The organism is Photorhabdus heterorhabditis (assembly GCF_001280945.1).
Taxonomy (GTDB): domain Bacteria; phylum Pseudomonadota; class Gammaproteobacteria; order Enterobacterales; family Enterobacteriaceae; genus Photorhabdus; species Photorhabdus heterorhabditis.
In genome coordinates this window covers 1-21,149 of sequence record NZ_LJCS01000046.1, presented here as the reverse complement: position 1 = coordinate 21,149, position 21,149 = coordinate 1, and the positions used below count along the sequence as shown (strand labels likewise).

19 protein-coding genes, 4 tRNA genes and 1 other annotated feature are annotated in these 21,149 nt (G+C 41.5%); of the genes, 18 read left to right on the top strand and 5 right to left on the bottom strand.

Annotated features, from left to right (window positions below; genetic code table 11):
• Positions 1–205 precede the first annotated feature (205 nt).
• From csrA to luxS, 7 genes are all read left to right on the top strand, one after another.
• Entirely contained in the window at positions 206–391 is a 186-nt protein-coding gene (gene csrA / locus AM629_RS14935; RefSeq protein WP_002209449.1) for a carbon storage regulator CsrA, read from the top strand.
• 386 nt (positions 392–777) lie between these two features.
• Positions 778–870 (top strand) — tRNA-Ser (locus AM629_RS14930).
• Positions 871–880: 10 nt separating this feature from the next.
• Positions 881–957, top strand: a tRNA-Arg gene (locus AM629_RS14925).
• Between the two features lie 86 nt (positions 958–1,043).
• Positions 1,044–1,120: transfer RNA gene (locus AM629_RS14920), tRNA-Arg, on the top strand.
• An 85-nt stretch (positions 1,121–1,205) separates the two neighbouring features.
• Positions 1,206–1,282: transfer RNA gene (locus AM629_RS14915), tRNA-Arg, on the top strand.
• Positions 1,283–1,455: 173 nt separating this feature from the next.
• Positions 1,456–3,015, top strand: coding sequence for a glutamate--cysteine ligase (gene gshA, locus AM629_RS14910; RefSeq protein WP_054480068.1), 1,560 nt, complete (start codon positions 1,456–1,458; stop codon positions 3,013–3,015).
• 162 nt (positions 3,016–3,177) lie between these two features.
• Positions 3,178–3,693, top strand: a complete 516-nt coding sequence (luxS, locus tag AM629_RS14905) for an S-ribosylhomocysteine lyase (RefSeq protein ID WP_054480067.1) — start codon at positions 3,178–3,180, stop codon at positions 3,691–3,693.
• Positions 3,694–3,785: 92 nt separating this feature from the next.
• Here luxS and AM629_RS14900 read toward each other — a convergent pair whose 3' ends face one another.
• Positions 3,786–5,075 (bottom strand): HlyC/CorC family transporter, encoded by a 1,290-nt coding sequence (locus tag AM629_RS14900; RefSeq protein ID WP_054480066.1) that lies wholly within the window; start codon positions 5,073–5,075, stop codon positions 3,786–3,788.
• Positions 5,076–5,114: 39 nt separating this feature from the next.
• Positions 5,115–5,906 carry a cytochrome C assembly family protein gene (locus tag AM629_RS14895; protein WP_054480065.1) on the bottom strand — a complete coding sequence of 264 codons (792 nt, stop codon included), beginning with the start codon at positions 5,904–5,906 and terminating at the stop codon, positions 5,115–5,117.
• 186 nt (positions 5,907–6,092) lie between these two features.
• Between AM629_RS14895 and ffh the strand changes: the two genes are divergently transcribed.
• The 8 genes from ffh to tyrA all read left to right on the top strand — a co-directional run bounded on the left by ffh (position 6,093) and on the right by tyrA (position 13,440).
• A complete protein-coding gene (gene ffh / locus AM629_RS14890; protein WP_054480064.1) occupies positions 6,093–7,454 on the top strand; it encodes a signal recognition particle protein in 1,362 nt (453 codons plus the stop codon).
• A 136-nt stretch (positions 7,455–7,590) separates the two neighbouring features.
• Positions 7,591–7,839, top strand: a complete 249-nt coding sequence (gene rpsP, locus AM629_RS14885) for a 30S ribosomal protein S16 (RefSeq protein ID WP_054480063.1) — start codon at positions 7,591–7,593, stop codon at positions 7,837–7,839.
• 18 nt (positions 7,840–7,857) lie between these two features.
• Positions 7,858–8,406, top strand: a complete 549-nt coding sequence (rimM, locus tag AM629_RS14880; protein WP_054480062.1) for a ribosome maturation factor RimM — start codon at positions 7,858–7,860, stop codon at positions 8,404–8,406.
• 39 nt (positions 8,407–8,445) lie between these two features.
• Entirely contained in the window at positions 8,446–9,183 is a 738-nt protein-coding gene (gene trmD / locus AM629_RS14875) for a tRNA (guanosine(37)-N1)-methyltransferase TrmD (protein ID WP_054480061.1), read from the top strand.
• A gap of 77 nt (positions 9,184–9,260) precedes the next feature.
• Positions 9,261–9,614: a 50S ribosomal protein L19 gene (gene rplS, locus AM629_RS14870; protein ID WP_054480060.1), complete on the top strand. Its 354-nt coding sequence runs from the start codon at positions 9,261–9,263 to the stop codon at positions 9,612–9,614.
• Positions 9,615–9,804: 190 nt separating this feature from the next.
• A complete protein-coding gene (locus AM629_RS14865) occupies positions 9,805–10,608 on the top strand; it encodes an alpha/beta fold hydrolase (RefSeq protein ID WP_054480059.1) in 804 nt (267 codons plus the stop codon).
• Between the two features lie 610 nt (positions 10,609–11,218).
• Complete coding sequence (locus AM629_RS14860; protein ID WP_054480058.1) at positions 11,219–12,313, top strand: 3-deoxy-7-phosphoheptulonate synthase; 1,095 nt, start codon at positions 11,219–11,221, stop codon at positions 12,311–12,313.
• A gap of 5 nt (positions 12,314–12,318) precedes the next feature.
• Positions 12,319–13,440 (top strand): bifunctional chorismate mutase/prephenate dehydrogenase, encoded by a 1,122-nt coding sequence (tyrA, locus tag AM629_RS14855; protein WP_054480057.1) that lies wholly within the window; start codon positions 12,319–12,321, stop codon positions 13,438–13,440.
• Between the two features lie 40 nt (positions 13,441–13,480).
• Here tyrA and pheA read toward each other — a convergent pair whose 3' ends face one another.
• The 3 genes from pheA to bamD form a co-directional block, all read right to left on the bottom strand.
• Complete coding sequence (pheA, locus tag AM629_RS14850; RefSeq protein WP_054480056.1) at positions 13,481–14,638, bottom strand: bifunctional chorismate mutase/prephenate dehydratase; 1,158 nt, start codon at positions 14,636–14,638, stop codon at positions 13,481–13,483.
• A 54-nt stretch (positions 14,639–14,692) separates the two neighbouring features.
• Positions 14,693–14,813 (bottom strand) — a sequence feature (Phe leader region).
• A gap of 109 nt (positions 14,814–14,922) precedes the next feature.
• The gene (gene raiA / locus AM629_RS14845; RefSeq protein ID WP_054480078.1) at positions 14,923–15,252 is read right to left on the bottom strand and encodes a ribosome-associated translation inhibitor RaiA; all 330 of its coding nucleotides are present in this window, start codon (positions 15,250–15,252) and stop codon (positions 14,923–14,925) included.
• Between the two features lie 284 nt (positions 15,253–15,536).
• Positions 15,537–16,259, bottom strand: a complete 723-nt coding sequence (gene bamD, locus AM629_RS14840) for an outer membrane protein assembly factor BamD (RefSeq protein WP_172909684.1) — start codon at positions 16,257–16,259, stop codon at positions 15,537–15,539.
• A 147-nt stretch (positions 16,260–16,406) separates the two neighbouring features.
• Between bamD and rluD the strand changes: the two genes are divergently transcribed.
• The 3 genes from rluD to clpB all read left to right on the top strand — a co-directional run bounded on the left by rluD (position 16,407) and on the right by clpB (position 20,825).
• Positions 16,407–17,384: a 23S rRNA pseudouridine(1911/1915/1917) synthase RluD gene (rluD, locus tag AM629_RS14835; RefSeq protein ID WP_054480055.1), complete on the top strand. Its 978-nt coding sequence runs from the start codon at positions 16,407–16,409 to the stop codon at positions 17,382–17,384.
• Entirely contained in the window at positions 17,385–18,116 is a 732-nt protein-coding gene (yfiH, locus tag AM629_RS14830) for a purine nucleoside phosphorylase YfiH (RefSeq protein WP_054480054.1), read from the top strand.
• 135 nt (positions 18,117–18,251) lie between these two features.
• Positions 18,252–20,825, top strand: a complete 2,574-nt coding sequence (gene clpB, locus AM629_RS14825) for an ATP-dependent chaperone ClpB (RefSeq protein ID WP_054480053.1) — start codon at positions 18,252–18,254, stop codon at positions 20,823–20,825.
• The last annotated feature ends 324 nt before the right edge of the window (positions 20,826–21,149 follow it).

Below are 21,149 nucleotides of genomic sequence, written 5' to 3'. Positions count from 1 at the left end.
ATGGTGCCTTGAAATCTTGTTGTGGAATTGTTAAAAGGTTGAGTGCATATTTATTTATTTTGGCTAAACTATAATATGTAGGAAATGCGCTCAAAATTGCTTATACTTTAAGCATATACCATAGTTTTACGTTTTCACGGTGTTTGATGGACAATAGCGGGGAAACCTAATGACCCGACTCTTTTAAATTTTCAAGGAGCAAAGAATGCTTATTCTGACTCGTCGAGTTGGTGAAACGCTCATGATAGGCGATGAGGTAACAGTTACAGTACTGGGGGTTAAAGGTAACCAAGTTCGTATTGGTGTAAATGCCCCTAAAGAAGTTTCTGTTCACCGTGAAGAAATTTATCAGCGGATTCAGGCCGAAAAATCTCAGCCAACAACTTATTGACTCTAAGTTGGCGTCCTATCTCTGTCAGAACCGGGCGCCATTTTTGAGGTATCTCACCCCTGTTAGTATCCTCTGGGGTCTTAATTCTTAAATTCCTACCTATTACCACCTCTTTTTTTTGTTTTTCTGTTGTAAGAAAAAGCAACGTCATGGTGTTATTGTGGTGAATCATGATTTGCATAAACTTCAATTGGGAATGCAATAGTTTATTGCTGATAAAGTACACTTTTTGGTGTTAAACTGGCCTTTTTGTGCGTGAAACATCCAAACAAACACAGGTTTAGAAAAATTGTTTGACTTATAAGTCTGGGAAAGTAATATGTGCGCCACGCAGTGACGAGGAGCTTAAACAAAAGTTCTGAACCACAGTTCGAAAGAAAGCGTACGGTGAGATGGCCGAGAGGCTGAAGGCGCTCCCCTGCTAAGGGAGTATGCGGTCAAAAGCTGCATCGAGGGTTCGAATCCCTCTCTCACCGCCATTTAGACCACGCATCCATAGCTCAGCTGGATAGAGTACTCGGCTACGAACCGAGCGGTCGGAGGTTCGAATCCTCCTGGATGCACCATATTAACCTTGAGATGAAATCATCCAAGGTGCCTTCAGGTAATCAAAGCAATTACTGCCTTCTTACCAGAGTAATAAAGTGACCATGCATCCATAGCTCAGCTGGATAGAGTACTCGGCTACGAACCGAGCGGTCGGAGGTTCGAATCCTCCTGGATGCACCATACTTAACCTTGAGATGAAGTCATCCAAGGTACCTTCAGGTAATCAAAGCAGTTACTGCTTTTTACCAGAATGAAAAACTGACATGCATCCATAGCTCAGCTGGATAGAGTACTCGGCTACGAACCGAGCGGTCGGAGGTTCGAATCCTCCTGGATGCACCATATTAAGCCCTGGCTATTTAGTCGGGGCTTTTTCTTTATTCCTAATTCCATGATTAGCTCCCTGTATGAAGCGGAAACGTTTTTGCTTATATATCTAATCAGCGACAATTCGGTTTGTTTAATATAAAGTAAACCCTTATAAAAATTCTTCTAAAACACTACGGGAGGTCGAATTGATCCCGGACGTATCAAAAGCTCTGTCATGGTTAGAGGCGCATCCGACAATTTTAAAGGGAATTCGTCGCGGTGTTGAACGTGAAACATTACGTGTTACTACAGATGGTCATTTGGCAGTAACGAAGCACCCTGAAGCACTTGGCGTAGCGCTTACGCATAAATGGATTACTACTGACTTTGCTGAGTCATTGTTGGAATTCATAACACCAGTCGATAGTGACATAAAAAATACTATTTCATTTCTTAGAGATATTCATCGTCATACAGTGCGTGTGCTGGATAAAGAAAAAATGTGGCCTTTGAGTATGCCATGTTTTATTGATGCAGAAGAAAACATCACTCTGGCTCAGTATGGTACATCGAATATTGGTCGTTATAAGACCTTATACCGTGAAGGTTTGAAAAATCGTTATGGCGCTTTAATGCAAACCATCTCTGGAGTGCATTATAATTTTTCATTGCCAATTGAATTTTGGCAGGCATGGGCTGGCGTTGAAGATGTGGAGAGTGGTAAGGATAAGATCTCTGATGGCTATTTCCGTCTGATCCGTAACTACTATCGCTTTGGATGGGTGATCCCGTACCTGTTTGGAGCTTCTCCGGCGATTTGTTCTTCATTCTTACGTGGTAGAGAGACCTCTTTGCCTTTTGAACAAATAGAAGGAGGTACTTGTTATCTGCCTTATGCTACTTCATTAAGAATGAGTAATTTAGGGTATACCAATAAATCACAAAGTGATCTGAATATTACGTTTAATAACTTACGAACCTATGTAGCGGAACTGAAAAAAGCAATCCACAAACCCTCTGAAGAGTTTGCTAAGTTGGGAATTAAGCAAGGTGATAAACATATTCAGCTGAATACAAATGTCTTACAGATTGAAAATGAGTTGTATGCACCAATTCGGCCTAAGCGTGTGACAAAAGAGAATGAATCGCCTTCTGATGCTTTATTACGCGGGGGTGTGGAATATATCGAAGTCCGTTCATTGGATATTAATCCATTCACAGCGATTGGTGTCGATGAAACACAAATTCGCTTTCTTGATCTATTTTTAATATGGTGTGTGCTCGCTGAAGCACAGGAAATGAGCAGTGATGAGTTAGATTGTTGTCGCAAAAACTGGAATAGGGTAATCCTTGAAGGGCGTAAACCAGAGCAAGTGATTGGTCTTGGCTGTGGAAGCGTGGAAGAGCCGTTAGCAAAAGTTGGCAAAAAATTATTCAATGACTTGAAACGGGTTGCTGTAATATTGGATAGTTGTTCTGGCACACAATATCAGAAGGTTTGCGAAGAATTGATTGCTATGTTTGATGATTCATCACTGACGTTATCGGCTCGTGTGCTGGAAAAAATGAAAACCCAAGGCATTGGTAGTTTTGGGTTGGAGCTGGCAGATGAATATCATCAGCAATTGATTAATGAAGAATATGAAGTTATTAGCGACGAACAGTTCGCTATAGAACGCAGGGCCTCTGTGGAGCGACAAGACGCGTTGGAGCAAGAAGATACCATCAATTTTGATGAGTATCTAAAACAACAGACAGGATGCTAGAAAAGAAAATGGTCACTAGCGCCACTGGTAAGTAAAAGTGACCAAAGAGGAGCTTTTAGGAAATAGGATGATAATTACGCGTCTTTCATTCTTTATGACCGGTGGCAGATGAAAAGGTTTCATGTGCTTGTAAAAATCTGAATTTTTTATGGAGATGAAGAAATGCCTTTACTGGATAGTTTTACTGTTGACCATACTCGTATGGCTGCACCCGCAGTAAGAGTTGCTAAGACCATGAAAACTCCTCATGGCGATACCATCACTGTTTTTGACTTACGTTTCTGTGTACCAAATGAAGAGGTTATGCCTGAGAAGGGCATTCATACACTTGAACATTTATTCGCTGGTTTTATGCGTAATCACCTCAATGGTGAGGGTGTTGAAATTATTGATATATCGCCAATGGGATGTCGAACAGGTTTTTATATGAGCTTGATTGGCGCACCGGCAGAAATGCGTGTTGCAGATGCGTGGAAAGCGGCTATGGCTGATGTCTTAAAGGTGAAAGACCAGAGTCAGATTCCAGAGCTGAATGTTTATCAGTGCGGTACTTATCACATGCATTCACTGGCAGAGGCTCAGGATATTGCGCGCCATATTCTTGATTCAGATGTTCGTGTTAATAAGAATGATGAATTAGCATTGCCAGAAGAAAAACTGACCGAATTGCGTGTGTAGTTTGGCAGTGATGAGATAAGATATTAACAGGAATATGCCGTTGGAGGCGGGTTATGTACCTCCAACGGTGTGGGGTTCTCTTTAGCAGCTGTTTAGACTGTTTGTACTTCTTGCTCAGGAAGTTGGCTGATAGGGGTTACTCGAACTTGTTTAATCACATTATCGTTCATTGAAAGTACTTTGAAATTATACTTACCAATCTGTACCTGTACATTTAGAGCAGGTATTTCTCCTAACTCTTCAAGAACCATACCATTAACAGTTCGTGGTCCATCAACAGGTAATGCCCAGTTAAAGGCTTTATTCAATTCGCGGATATTGGTTGTCCCGCCAACTAAAACAGTTCCATCACTTTGTGGTAAAACCTCTTCAGACAGAGAAGGAGACATTGATGTTGTAAAATCACCGACAATCTGTTCGAGAATATCTTCAACAGTTACCAGCCCTTGAATATCACCGTATTCATCAACAGTAAGCCCGGCCTTTTCTTTATTGCGTTGGAAGTTCACCAATTGGACATTAAGTGATGTACTGATCGGGACGTAGTAGATTTTATCCGCTGCTTTAATCAGATTCTTTTTGGTGAACTCTTTCTCTGTCATTAGTCGGTAAGCTTCACGCACACGGAGCATACCAATAGCATCATCAAGTGAATCACGATAAAGCACAATCCGGCCATGAGGTGAGCGAGTTAACTGCCGTATGATAGATTTCCAGCCATCATTAATATCAATACCAATAATCTCATTACGGGGAACCATAATGTCGCCAATTGTTACTTTTTCCAGATCTAAAATTGAAATCAGCATATCCTGATTATGCCGTGATAGCTTAGCATCTGATTCATTCACAATAGTACGCAATTCATCTTTGCTAATTGCATCACTGGAGCTAGCAGGATGGTTGATACCAAGGCAACGCATTAGCATTAAAGTGATTTTATTCAGTAGCCAAACTAACGGCATCATAATTTTCTGTAATGGTTGTAGCAGGAAACTGCTTGGAAAAGCGATCCTTTCAGGGTAAAGGGCGGCTATTGTTTTCGGCATAACTTCAGAAAATATCAGCACGATAAAGGTTAGAACACCCGTTGCGATCGCAACTCCTGCATCTCCATAAAGGCGCATGCCAATGATAGTAGCAAGTGCAGAGGCCAGGATATTAACCAAATTATTGCCGATAAGAATCAGGCTTATCAGTTTGTCGGGGTGACGAAGTAATGTTTCAACTCTACGAGCAGGGCGGCTTCCTCGCTTTGCTAGATGACGTAAGCGATAGCGGTTGAGTGTCATCATACCGGTCTCTGAAGCAGAGAAGTATGCAGAGACAATAAGCATAATGATTAAGATAATAATTAATGTGCTTGTTGAGACATGCTCCAAAGCAGGTTTCCTTCTAAATATTGATTTGAAATCATGTTGTTAGTAAATCATGATTTCCTGCAATAGTCGGTTGCCGAAATAGGCGAGTGTCAGGGTAAATGCACCAATTAGATTAAACCAGATAACTCGTTTACCGCGCCATCCATCATGGTAATGACCCCATAATAAAACAATGTAGACAAACCAAGCGACGATAGACAAGACGGCTTTATGGATATTTTCCTTACTGAAAATATTATCCATATAAAGAATGCCGGTACAGAGTGTCAGAGTTAGTAATATCACGCCAACCTGAGTGATATGGAACATTTTACGTTCAATGAACATCAATGGTGGCATATTTTGAGTAAAAGTCAGTTTCTTATTTTTAAGCTTATGATCTAACCACCCAAGCTGTAATGCATACAGTGCGGCAATGAGTAAAGTCGCATAACCAAGAAGTGCTAACCCGATATGAATGGATAATTCAAGGCTGGCTTCTAAATGGGTAATAAACTCACCTGGCATAAGGCTAGCTAATGCCAGATTTATCATGGCAAAACTATATACTATGGGCAGCAAGAACCAGGCTCGACCATGGGAGGCGACGATTGTCATGATGATACAGATAATCAAGCTGACAATAGAACCCAAGTTAAGTAGCGTGAGATTTTGCCCACTGCTGACGCGAAAAATTTGGTATTTAAGTGCAATAGCATGACAAATTAAGGCTACAATCGCAGAAATCAATGCCAGCCTGCGGTATCCATTTGGTTTTTGCAGTAAGCCGGGAATAATCAGTACCAGGCTGAGTAAATAAGCGAGTAAAGCAATTATAGAGAATACTGGCATAGCGTTAGTCGTTTTAGCGATAGTTTTAGGTTGAACTAAAACTTAAGTATAGCGCTAGCAAAGGTAGCCTCCAACCGTTGTTAATTCATCAGTGCAAATCTCTGTGCAGAGATCCCTTTATCATCGTGTTATAATTTTCAGAATACGCTTTACAGGCAGCCCATTTTTAAAAATTGAGCAGAGATAATGTTTGATAATTTAACCGACAGACTATCGCGCACATTGCGCAATATCAGTGGCCGTGGGCGACTGACTGAAGACAATATTAAAGAGACACTGCGCGAAGTTCGCATGGCTTTACTTGAGGCTGATGTTGCATTGCCTGTAGTGCGTGACTTCATTTCGTGCGTTAAAGAGAGCGCGGTAGGCCACGAAGTTAATAAGAGCCTTACACCCGGCCAGGAATTTGTCAAAATTGTTCAGAATGAGCTGGTCAAGGCAATGGGAGAAGTTAACAGCGAACTGAATCTCTCTACTCAGCCTCCAGCTGTTGTATTAATGGCAGGTTTGCAAGGTGCGGGTAAAACGACCAGCGTTGCTAAATTGGGTAACTTTCTGAAGGGAAAACAGAAGAAAAAAGTTTTAGTTGTATCTGCGGACGTTTATCGGCCCGCTGCTATCAAACAGCTTGAAACATTGGCGCAAACGGTCGGCATCGATTTCTTCCCTTCTGATGCTCAGGAAAAGCCAGTTGATATCGTGATGAAAGCGGTACAGCACGCCAAATTGAAATTCTACGATGTGCTTTTAGTGGATACTGCTGGTCGTCTGCATGTTGACGAAGCCATGATGGATGAAATCAAACAGGTTCATGAAGTCATCAATCCGGTAGAAACCTTATTTGTTGTTGATGCTATGACGGGGCAGGATGCTGCTAATACGGCAAAAGCTTTCAATGAAGCATTGCCACTGACAGGTGTTGTGTTGACTAAAGTCGATGGTGATGCCCGTGGCGGTGCTGCGCTGTCTATTCGTCATATTACCGGTAAGCCGATTAAATTCTTGGGTGTTGGTGAAAAAACAGATGCACTGGAACCTTTCCACCCAGATCGTATTGCATCTCGTATTCTTGGTATGGGGGATGTTCTTTCCCTGATTGAAGAGATTGAAAGTAAAGTTGATCGTACCCAAGCAGAAAAACTAGCTTCTAAACTGAAAAAAGGCGATGGCTTTGATTTAAATGATTTTCTGGACCAGCTTAAACAGATGCGCAATATGGGCGGTATGGCCAGTATGTTGAGCAAAATGCCGGGGATGTCTCAAGTACCAGATGCAGTGAAATCCCAGATGGACGATAAAGTGCTGGTAAAAATGGAAGCCATTATAAATTCGATGACACGTAAGGAGCGGGAAAAACCAGAAATTATCAAAGGTTCCCGTAAGAGACGTATTGCTAGTGGCTCCGGTACCCAGGTTCAGGATGTTAACCGCCTACTTAAACAATTCGATGAAATGCAACGAATGATGAAGAAAATGAAAAAAGGTGGTCTGGCGAAAATGATGCGTGGTATGAAGGGCATGATGCCACCCGGATTTATGGGCCATTAATTGATAAAGTCTCGAAGAATATCCACTTTGGATTGCTTTTTGCGCCAAAGTGAGTAAACTTTTCGGGCTTTTTATCTGACAACCGGACTTCATTCCTCGATGAAGTCTGGCTGTTTTGTTAACTAATGAGGATGTTATGGTAACAATTCGTTTAGCTCGTGGCGGCGCAAAAAAGCGTCCGTTTTACCAAGTAGTAGTGACCGATAGCCGCAGCCCGCGTGATGGTCGCTTTATTGAGCGCGTTGGCTTTTTCAACCCTATTGCAACAGGGAATGCGGAAACATTGCGTTTAGATCTGGACCGTATTGAACATTGGATTGGTCTGGGTGCAACTGTGTCTGATCGTGTTTCTACACTGATCAAAGATGCAAAAAAAGCAGCTTAATCTGTCGCGGTGGTAACTATGAGCAAGCAAGCCAGTTTTAAGCTTCCTGTGGAACCAATTGTATTGGGAAAACTAGGTTCAGCTTATGGTATTCGTGGTTGGCTCAAAGTTTTTTCTTCCACCGAACACGCCGAAAACATTTTTGAGTATCAACCGTGGTTTATCCAACGGGCAGGTCGGTGGCAACACATCGAATTAGAAGCTTGGAAACACCATAATCAGGATATGGTCATCAAAATTAAAGGTATTGATGATCGGGATGCTGCTAATTTACTCACTAATTGCGAAATTATCGTAGATTCAGGACAACTGCCGGAGCTGGATACAGGTGATTACTACTGGAAGGACCTTATGGGATGCCAGGTAGTGAACATAGCAGGTTATAGCTTGGGTACTATCAGTGATATGATGGAAACCGGTTCTAATGACGTAATGGTAGTTAAAGCAAACCTGAAAGATGCATTCGGTATCAAGGAGCGGCTAATCCCGTTTCTTGATGGGCAGGTTATCAAGAAAGTCGATCTCGCTACTAAAACCATTGAAGTAGATTGGGACCCTGGTTTTTAAACTCCGGTTATAAACGGTTGAAATGAGTGGGACGCTATAATGTGGATTGGGGTTATTAGCCTGTTTCCTGAAATGTTCCGCGCAATAACCGATTATGGGGTAACTGGCCGAGCAGTAAAAAAGGGCCTGTTAAGTATTGAATGCTGGAATCCTAGGGATTTTACCTATGACCGGCATCGTACTGTTGACGACCGACCTTATGGTGGTGGTCCAGGCATGTTGATGATGGTTCAGCCTTTACGAGAAGCCATTCATGCAGCAAAAACTGTGGCAGGCGAAGGTGCGAAGGTGATTTATCTTTCACCTCAAGGGCGCAAACTCAATCAACAAGGAGTTTGTGAGCTGGCAGCAAATGAGAAACTGATTCTGATTTGTGGCCGCTATGAAGGGATAGATGAGCGAGTGATTCAAACTGAGATTGACGAAGAGTGGTCTATAGGTGACTACGTGCTCAGTGGCGGTGAGATCCCTGCGATGGTTATGGTTGACTCCATTTCCCGGTTTATTCCGGGAGTTCTGGGGCATCAGGCATCGGCGGAGGAAGACTCTTTTGCTGATGGATTGCTGGATTGTCCGCACTATACCCGCCCAGAGGTGTTAGATGGTATGGAAGTTCCGTCAGTTCTGCTGTCGGGTAACCATGCTGAAATTAATCGCTGGCGTATGAAACAATCGCTTGGCCGGACTTGGCTTAGAAGACCTGAACTTCTGGAAAACCTAGCTCTGACTGACGAGCAAAGGATATTGCTAGCAGAGTTCCAACGGGAATCTGACTGAAGCAACGAGTTAATCCAGACATATCCCTGAAGGGAATGTCTTTGATATATCAGTTTACCTAGGGTAAGAGAATTATTATGAGCAACATTATTAAACAGCTTGAACAAGAGCAGATGAAGCAAGACGTACCTTCGTTCCGTCCGGGTGACACCGTGGAAGTTAAGGTATGGGTCGTAGAAGGTTCAAAGAAACGTCTGCAGGCATTCGAGGGCGTGGTTATCGCTATTCGTAACCGCGGTTTGCACTCTGCATTCACTGTTCGCAAGATTTCTAACGGCGAAGGCGTTGAGCGTGTATTCCAAACTCACTCCCCAGTCGTAGACAGCATCAACGTTAAACGCCGTGGTGCTGTTCGTAGAGCTAAATTGTACTATCTGCGTGAGCGTTCTGGTAAGGCTGCTCGTATTAAAGAGCGCCTGGGCAGCAAATAATACGCTTTCGTTACATCCGAAAGTTATCGTTAAAGAGGCCAGCAATTGCTGGCCTCTTTTTTTTCTATTTATAATTCATTGATGAATTGTTCGGCAATATCTTATTGTATAAGCGTAATAACCTTAAAGACAATTATTTCGAGTATTTTAGAATGATTTTATACGTGACTAACTAACATAAGGATTTTCTTTGAAAACTATTCAGCTACACAATAAAACAATGGCTTACCGGGATGAAGGTGAAGGTTTCCCACTATTGCTGGGGCATAGTTATTTGTTTAACTCTGATATGTGGGTCCCACAGATCGATGTGTTAAGTAAAAAATATAGGGTAATTGTTCCTGATCTATGGGGGCATGGAAACTCGGCAGAATTACCAGAGCAACATAAGACTTTGGCTGATTTGGCTCAAGATTACCTGGCGTTAATGGATCAACTTAAAATTAAAGAGTTTGCTGTAATTGGTTTATCTGCTGGTGGTATGTGGGGAACTGAATTAGCTGCTATAGCACCGGACAGAGTCAAGGCATTGGTGCTAATGGATACCTTTGTGGGGTTAGAGCCTGAAGTTACGCATAAAAAATACTTTGCTATGCTGGATATGATAGAGCAGGTTGGTTCTATTCCTGAGCCTCTTTTACAACAGATAGTACCAATCTTTTTCAGTCAGCAACCAACTCAGAATTTAGTGGATGAATTGACTCAGCGCTTAGTAAAAATTCCTGCAGAAACATTACGTAATAGCATTATTCCGTTAGGGAGAATGATTTTTGGGCGTGAGGATAGAATTCATTTGTTGGAAAAACTGGATATTCCTACTCTTGTCATCACTGGTGAGCAGGATATACCTCGTCCACCTTTAGAAGGTTATTTGATGGCTGAAATACTTTGCTGTGATTACGTTGTCATTCAGGATGCTGGTCATATTTCCACATTGGAGCAACCACATAAAGTTAATCAGGAACTGGTTGCTTTCTTACAGCAAGCTCTATAACGAATATTTTAATGAAAAGGCCGGATTTTCCGGCCCTTAGTTATTCAGTTTGGTAAAGAGCGGTGTAAAGTTTTTATTGGAATATAACTTGCGCTTAAGAATTGGTGACACTAATTTCTACATAATCATGCCGAGTAATATAAGAATATAACTATTATTTAATATTCTATTAGTGTAATTCAATAATTTTATATAAATGAATCTAGATGATTTGTTTTAAATGTGAGTCGCAAGGTTGATGTTATTTGTTCTTTTGGTAATGAAGTGTAATAAATATTTTATTATCGTTTGATGGTTTTAATTTTAAATATACAGGAATAACAACAAAATATTACTACTTTTTTGGGGTAATTTCTTCTGGTAAAATACATTCTCATTTGAAAATATAATTATCTCTAATATATTTATATTGGAAATTATTTTCTATTGTTAATAAATATTGATTGTATATTTATTTTTAGGTCATTAAACCAATTGTGTAAATAATTATTTACGATATTTTTATTCTATTTACACAATTGGATTGTATTCTTTACTTTGTGTGATATGTTATCGGTCAGATACATAAAAATAAATTAATACAGAATGTCAATTGGAGGAGGTAACCGAAATGGTCATGCAGAAAGATGCGCTAAATAATGTTCACATCAGAGATGAACAAATTCTTATAACTCCCGAAAAACTAAAGCAACAGTATCCGTTGAATAATGATGATCAGCATGCTATTGCAAATGCACGTAAAATAGTTGCCGATATTATTCAGCGACGCGATCCTCGTTTATTAGTAGTGTGTGGCCCTTGTTCTATTCATGATGTGGATGCGGCTTTGGATTATGCTCATCATTTGAAAGCACTTTCTTCTGAATTAAGTGATAGTCTGTATATAGTGATGCGTGTCTATTTTGAAAAACCTCGTACAACAGTAGGCTGGAAAGGTCTTATTAATGATCCATTTATGGATGGTTCATTTAATGTAGAAGCGGGTCTGCATATTGCTCGCCGTTTACTTCTCCGCTTGGTTAAAATGGGATTACCTCTTGCAACAGAAGCTTTAGATCCGAATATTCCACAATATTTGGGAGATTTGTTTAGTTGGGCGGCAATTGGAGCAAGAACGACTGAATCACAAACGCATCGGGAAATGGCTTCTGGCCTATCCATGCCTATTGGTTTTAAGAATGGGACTGATGGTAGCTTAAGTACTGCCATTAATGCGATGCGTGCAGCCGCTATGCCGCACCGTTTTATGGGGATAAATCAGTTGGGACAAGTGTGTTTGTTACAGACACATGGTAACCCGAATGGACACGTTATCTTGCGTGGTGGCAAGACACCTAACTACGGTGCTGAGCATGTCATGGAATGTGAACATCAAATGATGCAGTCTGGATTATTGCCGTCCTTGATGATTGATTGTAGCCATAGTAACTCTAATAAAGATTTTCGTCGCCAAAGTTTAGTTTTGGATTCTGTAACAGAACAGATTATCTCAGGCAATCAATCGATTACTGGTATTATGTTGGAAAGCCATATTAATGAGGGTAATCAATCTTCTGAACAACCTCGTAGTGAAATGAAATATGGCGTATCAGTAACCGACGCTTGTATTAATTGGCAGACTACAGAAGCGGTTTTGAGAAAATTGCATCAGCAAATCAGCCCGCAATTGTCGCAAAGAATTATGGCAATGAAAAAAGCAGGATAATAAATATGGTAGCTGAATTATCTCAATTGCGGGATCAGATTGATGAAGTGGATAGAGCGTTGCTGTCTTTACTGGCAAAGCGCCTAGAATTAGTTGCAGAGGTTGGTGAAGTAAAGAGCCAGAATGGGCTGCCAATTTATGCGCCTGATAGAGAAATTGCGATGTTTACTTCGCGTCGTCAAGAGGCTGAAAATTTTGGTGTTCCACCGGATTTAATTGAAGATATTCTGCGTCGTATTATGCGGGAGTCTTATACTAGCGAAAATAATAAAGGGTTTAAGACTCTTTGCCCTCAGTTGGGACCGATAGTCATTATTGGTGGCTTAGGCAAAATGGGGAAACTGTTTGGTCGCCTGTTAACTGTATCTGGTTATAAGGTCAGAAATTTGGAGTCACAGGATTGGCCTGACGCAGGGCAGATTCTGAATGGTGCAGGTATGGTCATTATCAGTGTACCTATTCATTTAATGGAAGAGGTTATTCGTCGTTTACCACCATTGCCTGATCATTGCATTTTGGTGGATTTGGCATCCGTTAAACGGGAGCCAGTACAGGCTATGCTTGATGTGCATAAAGGTCCAGTGTTGGGATTACATCCTATGTTTGGACCTGATGTAGGTAGTTTGGTAAAACAAGTTGTTGTTTACTGTGATGGACGCCAATCGGAAGCTTATCAGTGGTTTTTGGAACAATTGCTGGTTTGGGGGGCTTGTTTGTACCAGATAAATCCTGAACAGCATGATAAAAACATGAGTTTTATCCAAGCATTACGCCACTTCACAACATTTGTTTATGGGAAACATCTTGCACAGGAAGGCGCTGATTTGCAGCAATTATTATCAATATCCTCGCCAATTTATCGATTAGAACTAATTATGGTCGGGCGGTTATTTGCACAGGACCCTCAGCTCTACGCTGATATTATTATGTCATCACCAGAGAATATTGATTTGATACGCCGTTATCATCAAAGTTTTGGACAAGCGCTTGAGATGCTGGAAAGTCAGGATAAACAAGCTTTTATCAGTAGTTTTAAAAGCGTTAGTGAATGGTTTGGTGATTATGCATTTCGCTTTATGAAAGAGAGCCGGGTATTACTTCAGCAAGCGAATGATAATCGCCAATAATGAAAAAAAACCGGATATCTTAGTACCCGGTTTTTTTTATTTAGGATGGACTAACAGGAACCACACTTTCTGTTGGATAACAACCTAGTACTTTCAGTGAATGAGTGATTTTCGCCAATGCTTTCAAGACGTTCTGCATATTTATTGAACGGAGGTTGGCTTGAACATCAATGTAAAACATCTCCTCCCATGGATTGCCATTAATTGGGCGGGATTCCAGTTTACTCATAATAATATTATGTTTTTTTAGAACCATAAGTGCGTCTACCAATGCACCAGCTTGTTGTCCAGTTGCCATAATAAATGTTGTTTTGGCCGGTACCTGTTCTGAAACTTCAATAGGCTGACGAGCAACGATGATGAAGCGGGTAATATTATGTGGTTGATTTGCCAAATTTTGAGCCAGAACTTGTAACTGATAAAGTGCTCCGCCAGCTTCACTGCCTAAGGCTGCGATATCTGGTGAATTCTCTTCAGTTACCCTTTGCATGGCTGCGGCAGTGCTTTCGCAATATTCGATTTTCCAATGTGGGAATTGATTAATATACTGGCTACATTGTTGGAATGGTTGAGGATGGCTGTAAACCGTTGTTATCTGCGATAGTTTTGTATCGTTAGCAACCAGTAGGCAGTGATTAATAGGAATATTTATTTCGCCTACAATTGACAGGTTGGTATGTTGCAATAAGTCATAAACATCATTGATAGAGCCAGAGCTGGTGTTTTCAATCGGCAGTATCCCGTAATCAGCTTGACCTGTTTCGACCAGGGAAAAAATATCCTGGAACTTATGGCAACTGCATTCAATCAATTGATCAAAATGACGTGCAGCATATTGGCGAGCTGCGATATGAGAATAGGAGCCGCGAGGACCAAGGAATGCAATGCGGGCTGAATCGTAAGGTGTTTGATTAAGGTATTGTTGCAATAATGCCTGTTGTGTAAGTACAGAATCTTCGATAATCGTTTGAAACAGACGAGTGATATAAAAGCCATCAAGACCGTGATTTTTTCCTTTCGTAATTAGAACATCCAGTAGCTCCCGTTCACGATCCTTGTCTCTGATAGGACGATTATCCTGTAGTTTAGTCTGCGCAATATCAGAAGCTAATTGGCGACGTTCTGCCAGTAAAACCAGTAACTTTAAATCAATTTCGCTGACTTTTTTCCGTATTTTCAGCAAATTGTTTTGATCCATAATGAGTTCCTAATTGGTTATTCATATTCTGATAATAATATGTTTGCAGTGGACAGAAAAAAGCCCCCCGATTGGGAGGCTTACTGTTCGTCTTCTTGTTCTTTCTTAAATGACGAAAGCCTCCCTTAAGAGAAGGTGAAAAAAGAAAGAGAAGAAAAACAGGCTTATATTCATTGTACTTACCGTCTGCATAAACAATATATTCTAATTAACCTCATGTTGTTGTTTCTGTCAATAAAAAAACGCGTCCAATTTGGACGCGTTAGAGACAGGATATAGTTATTTTATTGGAGGTTAAGATTTGATTCTTTAACACTGTTGTGAGTACGACGTGCTTCACCTTTGTGCTGTACTTTATTTAACTGGCGCTCCAATTTTGCTAACAGCTCATTGATAGCAATATACATATCTTCATGTTTTGCACCGGCAACCAATGTACCATTTGGTATACTTATGGTTGCATCAGCTATAAAAGCCTGTGGCCCTTTTGATAGAATAATATGAGGGTTTATCAGATTCACTTGCCACTTATTTAGTTTGTTTAGACGGTTTTCTACGTGGTTGCGAATTGCTGGGGTAATTTCCATTTGTTTGCTGGTAATATTCACTATCATATAGTTACCTCTCATCATTGATGATCCGCCTTTAATGATTTCAGCATACAATTCTTTTTCACAAAAAAGGTGATTTAAATCACTTTTAATCAGGTACTTGTCAATTAGTTGAAGTAATTGTGATTAATAATAAGAATACGAAGAATACCTGTTGCGGGGTGGAAGCTTATGAGCCATTATTGATAAGTTGAGCCATTATTAACCCTATTGACAAACAGTCTTTTTTGAATTTTACGAGTGAAAACAAAACAACAGCCGAAGCTGCTGTCTTGTTTTATACTTCTTTATGCCGGATTGGCAGCAATTAGTTTTGCTACTTTATCTGCCTGTGCTGTTAAGCCTAAACGTGTATAGGCTTTTTCCATATAAGGCAGCACTTTGAGGGTTGATTGCGTATCGGGGTAATCATGCAGCATTTGTTCAGCTCGATTTACTACTGCGACATAAGCTCCACGTTTGTTATAATATTCCACGACAGAAAGTTCATATTTTGCCAGGCGCTCTTTGATAAACATTAAACGTTTTCTGGCATCGGTAGCATACAGACTGTTAGGATAATGACGTACTAACTGGCTGAAATCTCTGAATGATGCCCTAGCATGTTCAGGATCACGATCTGAACGGTCAATCCCGAAGAAACTTTGCAGGGCGCTGTCATCTAGTGCTTGTGAGGTTAAGCCTCGCATGTACAGAACATAATCAATGTTGGGATGAGTTGGATTTAAGCGCATAAAGCGGTCAATAGAAGCTAATGCCATTGGTAAGTCAGAGGATTTATAATAAGCATAAATCAGATCAAGTTGTACTTGCTGCGAGTAAGGGCCAAATGGATAGCGGTTATCGAGGGTTTCCAATTGCGTGATGGCACCTTTATAGTTACCGTCTTGCAGCTTTTCCTGACCCGCAGAATAAATTTCTGAAGGTGTGCTGTCGGGGACAACATTCTTATTACCAGAGCACCCGGAAAGTACCAGGCTCAATGTGGCTGCTGCCACTAGATATTTCATGCGTATCATCACGTGTTGATTATCCTCTGAGTGTTTTTCTGGGAGACTATCCATGAAGCTCCCGGTAAAAGATCGAGTTACAATAGCACACTATATTAAATTAAACGGCTCTGCCGTCAAAATTCAACGTAAGTGTAGAAACAATATATGGCACAACAAATACGACTTAATGCAACAGTCGCCGAATCTCAGCTCGGTCAACGTTTAGATCAGGCTTTGGCAGAATTGTTCCCTGATTATTCAAGATCACGCATAAAAGATTGGATCTTGGATGATAGAGTTCAGGTTAATGGCAAATTAATCAATAAGCCAAAAGAAAAAGTGCTGGGAGGTGAAGAAGTTTCAATTGATGCGATCATTGAGGAAGATGCGCGTTGGGAACCTCAGAATATCGCGTTAAATATTGTCTATGAAGATGATGATATTCTAGTAATAAACAAACCGCGTGATTTGGTCGTTCACCCGGGAGCGGGAAATCCAGATGGTACGGTATTAAATGCTCTGCTATACCGCTACCCTGAAATAGCCGATGTTCCCCGGGCAGGCATTGTTCATCGCCTCGATAAAGATACGACTGGGCTTATGGTTATAGCTAAAACCGTTCCAGCTCAAACCCGTTTGGTGGAGTCACTTCAACTACGCGAAATTACTCGTGAATATGAAGCTGTAGCGACAGGACGAATGACTGCGGGTGGAATAGTTGAAGAGCCAATTTCACGCCATCCAACAAAACGAACGCATATGGCGGTCCATCCGATGGGAAAACCTGCTATTACCCGCTATCGGGTGATGGAGCATTTCAGGGCACATACCCGTTTGCGTCTGAGGCTAGAAACAGGTAGAACACATCAGATACGTGTTCACATGGCTCATATTAGCCACTCACTAGTGGGAGATCCTCTGTATGGTGGTCGTCCTCGTCCTCTAAAAGGGGCTTCCGATGAATTTCGCGATGTGATGCGCAACTTTGATCGTCAGGCATTGCACGCCACAATGTTGCGTCTCTATCATCCGATTACAGGCATTGAAATGGAATGGCATGCTGAACTACCGGAAGATATGGTCATTCTGATTAATGCATTAAAAGCAGATGTAGAAGTGTTCAAAGATGATATGGATTGGTAGATGACATCGCTTATTTTTCCAAACTGGCCACAACCTACAACAGTAAAAACCTGTAGTTCTACTCGCTTGGGCGGAATTAGCTTGCCACCTTATGATAGTTTAAATCTTGGTAAGCATGTTGGAGATAATCCTGATGTTGTTGACCAAAACAGGCAGATATTAGCTGAGGTGGCCGAATTGCCTCAGCAGCCAGTTTGGTTAGAACAGGTTCATGGCACTCGTGTTGTGAGACTCAATGGTCAGCCAGTGGAAAATAATAAAGCTGATGCGGTTTACACCAACATTCCTGGGCAAGTTTGTGCTGTGATGACAGCAGATTGCTTACCTGTGCTATTTTGTAGCTCTGACGGTGATGAGATTGCAGCAGCTCATGCTGGTTGGCGCGGTTTATGTGCTGGAGTACTGGAAAATACGATTAGGCAATTTAAAGCTAAGCCTGATCAGATTCAAGCTTGGTTAGGACCTGCGATTAGCGCGAAAGAATTTGAGGTTGGCAGTGAAGTTATGGACGCGTTTGTGGCCCAAAATTCTGATCTAAGCAAAGCTTTTGTGCATTTTGGTGAGAAATACTTAGCAGATATATATTTGTTGGCAAAGTTAAAATTGCAATCTATTGGTGTAAAAGCGATTTTTGGGGGTACCGAGTGTACTGTCAATAATAAAGAGAAATTTTTCTCTTATCGCCGTGATGGGATCACCGGACGTATGGCAACTTTAATCTGGCTGATATAACCTATTCCATAGGGCGATCCGTTGGCGCATGAGATAATGTCTCACAATTTGCTTTTCAGAATAAACCTTGAATATTTGAGGAATGGCCTCATTTAATCTCCAGTAGCAAAATTCTGATTAGTATTTGGAGGTGTTATGCGTCTGGATCGTCTTACTAATAAATTCCAACTTGCTCTCGCTGACGCTCAGTCCCTTGCACTGGGGAATGATAATCAATTTATCGAACCAATTCACTTGATGAACTCACTGTTGAAACAGGACGGTGGTTCTATTCGCCCATTATTAACGTCAATTGGGATCGATACTGGTCGTTTCAGCAACCAACTTGAGCAGGTTTTAGAACGTTTGCCACAGGTACAGGGTGCTGGTGGTGATGTACAACCATCTAACGATTTAATCCGTCATTTAAACTTGTGCGACAAACTAGCACAAAAGGAGGGCGATAATTTTATTTCTTCTGAATTATTTGTTCTGGCAGCACTGGAAGAACGTGGCTCATTGAATGACATACTGAAAGCTGCTGGAGCAACAAAAGAAAAAATTACTAAGGCAATAGAGCAGATGCGTGGTGGTGAAAAAGTTTATGATCAGGGAGCGGAAGATCAACGCCAGGCTCTGAAAAAATATACCATTGATCTTACTGAGCGAGCTGAACAAGGCAAGCTTGATCCGGTGATTGGCCGCGACGAAGAAATTCGCCGTACTATTCAAGTATTGCAACGCCGTACTAAAAATAATCCAGTGCTGATTGGTGAACCAGGGGTTGGTAAAACGGCTATCGTTGAAGGGCTTGCTCAACGGATTATTAATGGAGAAGTTCCAGAAGGGCTGAAAAATAAGAGGGTTCTTTCTCTGGATATGGGAGCTCTGTTAGCAGGTGCTAAATATCGGGGTGAATTTGAAGAACGCTTGAAAGGTGTGCTGAATGATCTTTCTAAGCAGGAAGGTAATGTCATTCTGTTTATTGACGAATTACATACTATGGTTGGTGCGGGTAAAGCTGATGGGGCAATGGATGCCGGTAATATGTTGAAGCCTGCTTTGGCTCGTGGTGAACTTCACTGTGTTGGTGCAACAACACTGGATGAATATCGTCAATATATTGAAAAGGATGCGGCATTGGAACGCCGTTTCCAAAAAGTCTACGTTGCAGAACCTTCAGTGGAGGATACTATCGCTATTTTGCGCGGTCTGAAAGAACGTTATGAGTTACATCATCATGTACAGATTACAGATCCTGCCATTGTCGCGGCAGCAACATTATCTTATCGTTATATCTCAGATCGTATGTTGCCGGATAAAGCTATCGACTTGATCGATGAAGCTGGTGCCAGTTTACGTATGCAAATGGATTCAAAACCGGAAGTGCTGGACCGTCTGGAACGTCGAGTTATTCAATTGAAGTTAGAACAGCAGGCGCTAAAAAAAGAGTCTGATGATGCCAGTAAAAAACGGCTTGAAATGCTTAATGAAGAGCTGATTGTAAAAGAACGCGAATATTCTGAGCTGGAAGAAGAATGGAAAGCTGAGAAAGCTGAGCTTACTGGTACTCAGCATATAAAAGCAGAACTAGAAAATGCCCGTATCAGCCTAGAGCAGGCCCGCCGTAGTGGTGACCTAGCGAAGATGTCTGAAATTCAATACGGAAAAATACCTGGACTAGAAAAACAACTTGCCGCAGCCACACAAGCTGAAGGTAAGAATATGAAACTTCTTCGTAACAAAGTTACTGATGCAGAAGTTGCTGAAATTCTTGCTCGTTGGACGGGTATTCCTGTTTCCAGAATGCTTGAGAGTGAAAAAGATAAACTGTTACGCATGGAGCAAGAATTGCACAAACGTGTTATTGGTCAGGATGAAGCAGTAAATGCAGTCTCCAATGCGATTCGTCGTAGCCGCGCTGGATTAGCTGATCCAAACCGTCCGATTGGTTCATTCTTGTTCCTTGGTCCGACCGGAGTTGGTAAAACTGAGTTGTGCAAGGCGTTAGCGAATTTCCTGTTTGACAGCGATGACGCAATGGTGCGTATCGATATGTCTGAATTTATGGAAAAGCATGCGGTATCACGGTTGGTGGGAGCACCTCCAGGGTATGTTGGTTATGAGGAAGGCGGTTATCTGACAGAAGCTGTTCGTCGTCGACCTTATTCCGTCATTTTGCTTGATGAAGTGGAAAAAGCGCACTCGGATGTATTCAATATCTTATTGCAAGTACTGGATGATGGTCGATTGACTGATGGGCAAGGTCGTACTGTCGATTTCCGTAATACAGTTGTAATCATGACTTCTAATCTTGGGTCGGACGTGATCCAGGAACGTTTAGGCAGTCTGAATTATAGTAAAATGAAAGATATTGTGATGGGAATTGTTAGCCATCATTTCAGACCTGAATTTATTAACCGTATTGATGAAGCTGTTGTGTTCCATCCATTAGGGCGTCGGCATTTATCAGAAATTGCAGATATCCAATTGCAGCGTTTGTACAAACGTCTGGAAGAACGCGGTTATCAGGTTACAATTACTCAGCAAGCGTTGGAAATGTTGGCAGGAGCTGGGTTCGATCCTGTCTATGGTGCACGACCATTGAAGCGGGCTATCCAGCAGGAGATTGAAAACCCATTAGCTCAAAAGATACTTTCTGGTCAACTATTGCCAGGAAAACCAGTTACTCTGGATATTGAAAATGACCATATTGTAGCAAAACAGTGATTATATACTAAGTTGAAGAAATTGGAGATGAATAGGTTAGGTAGGGAACTGCCTCTTTTTTTTCATTATTATGCAAAAAATCGTGATTTAGCGTTGTTTTCGGTTAATTGGTAATCAAACGGATTTTTTTTGCAAATAAACACTTGCCAGCGCCGAAGAACGCCCTATAATGCGCCACCACTGACCGACACAACGCTGAGAAAACGTGTGGGGTTGGGCAGGGGAGCGCGAATAAGCGCTTGACTCTGCGGGCAAAAAGCGTAATATACGCAGCCCGGCTGACCGAGAATATCAAATTTTAAGGTGGCCTGCTCTTTAACAATT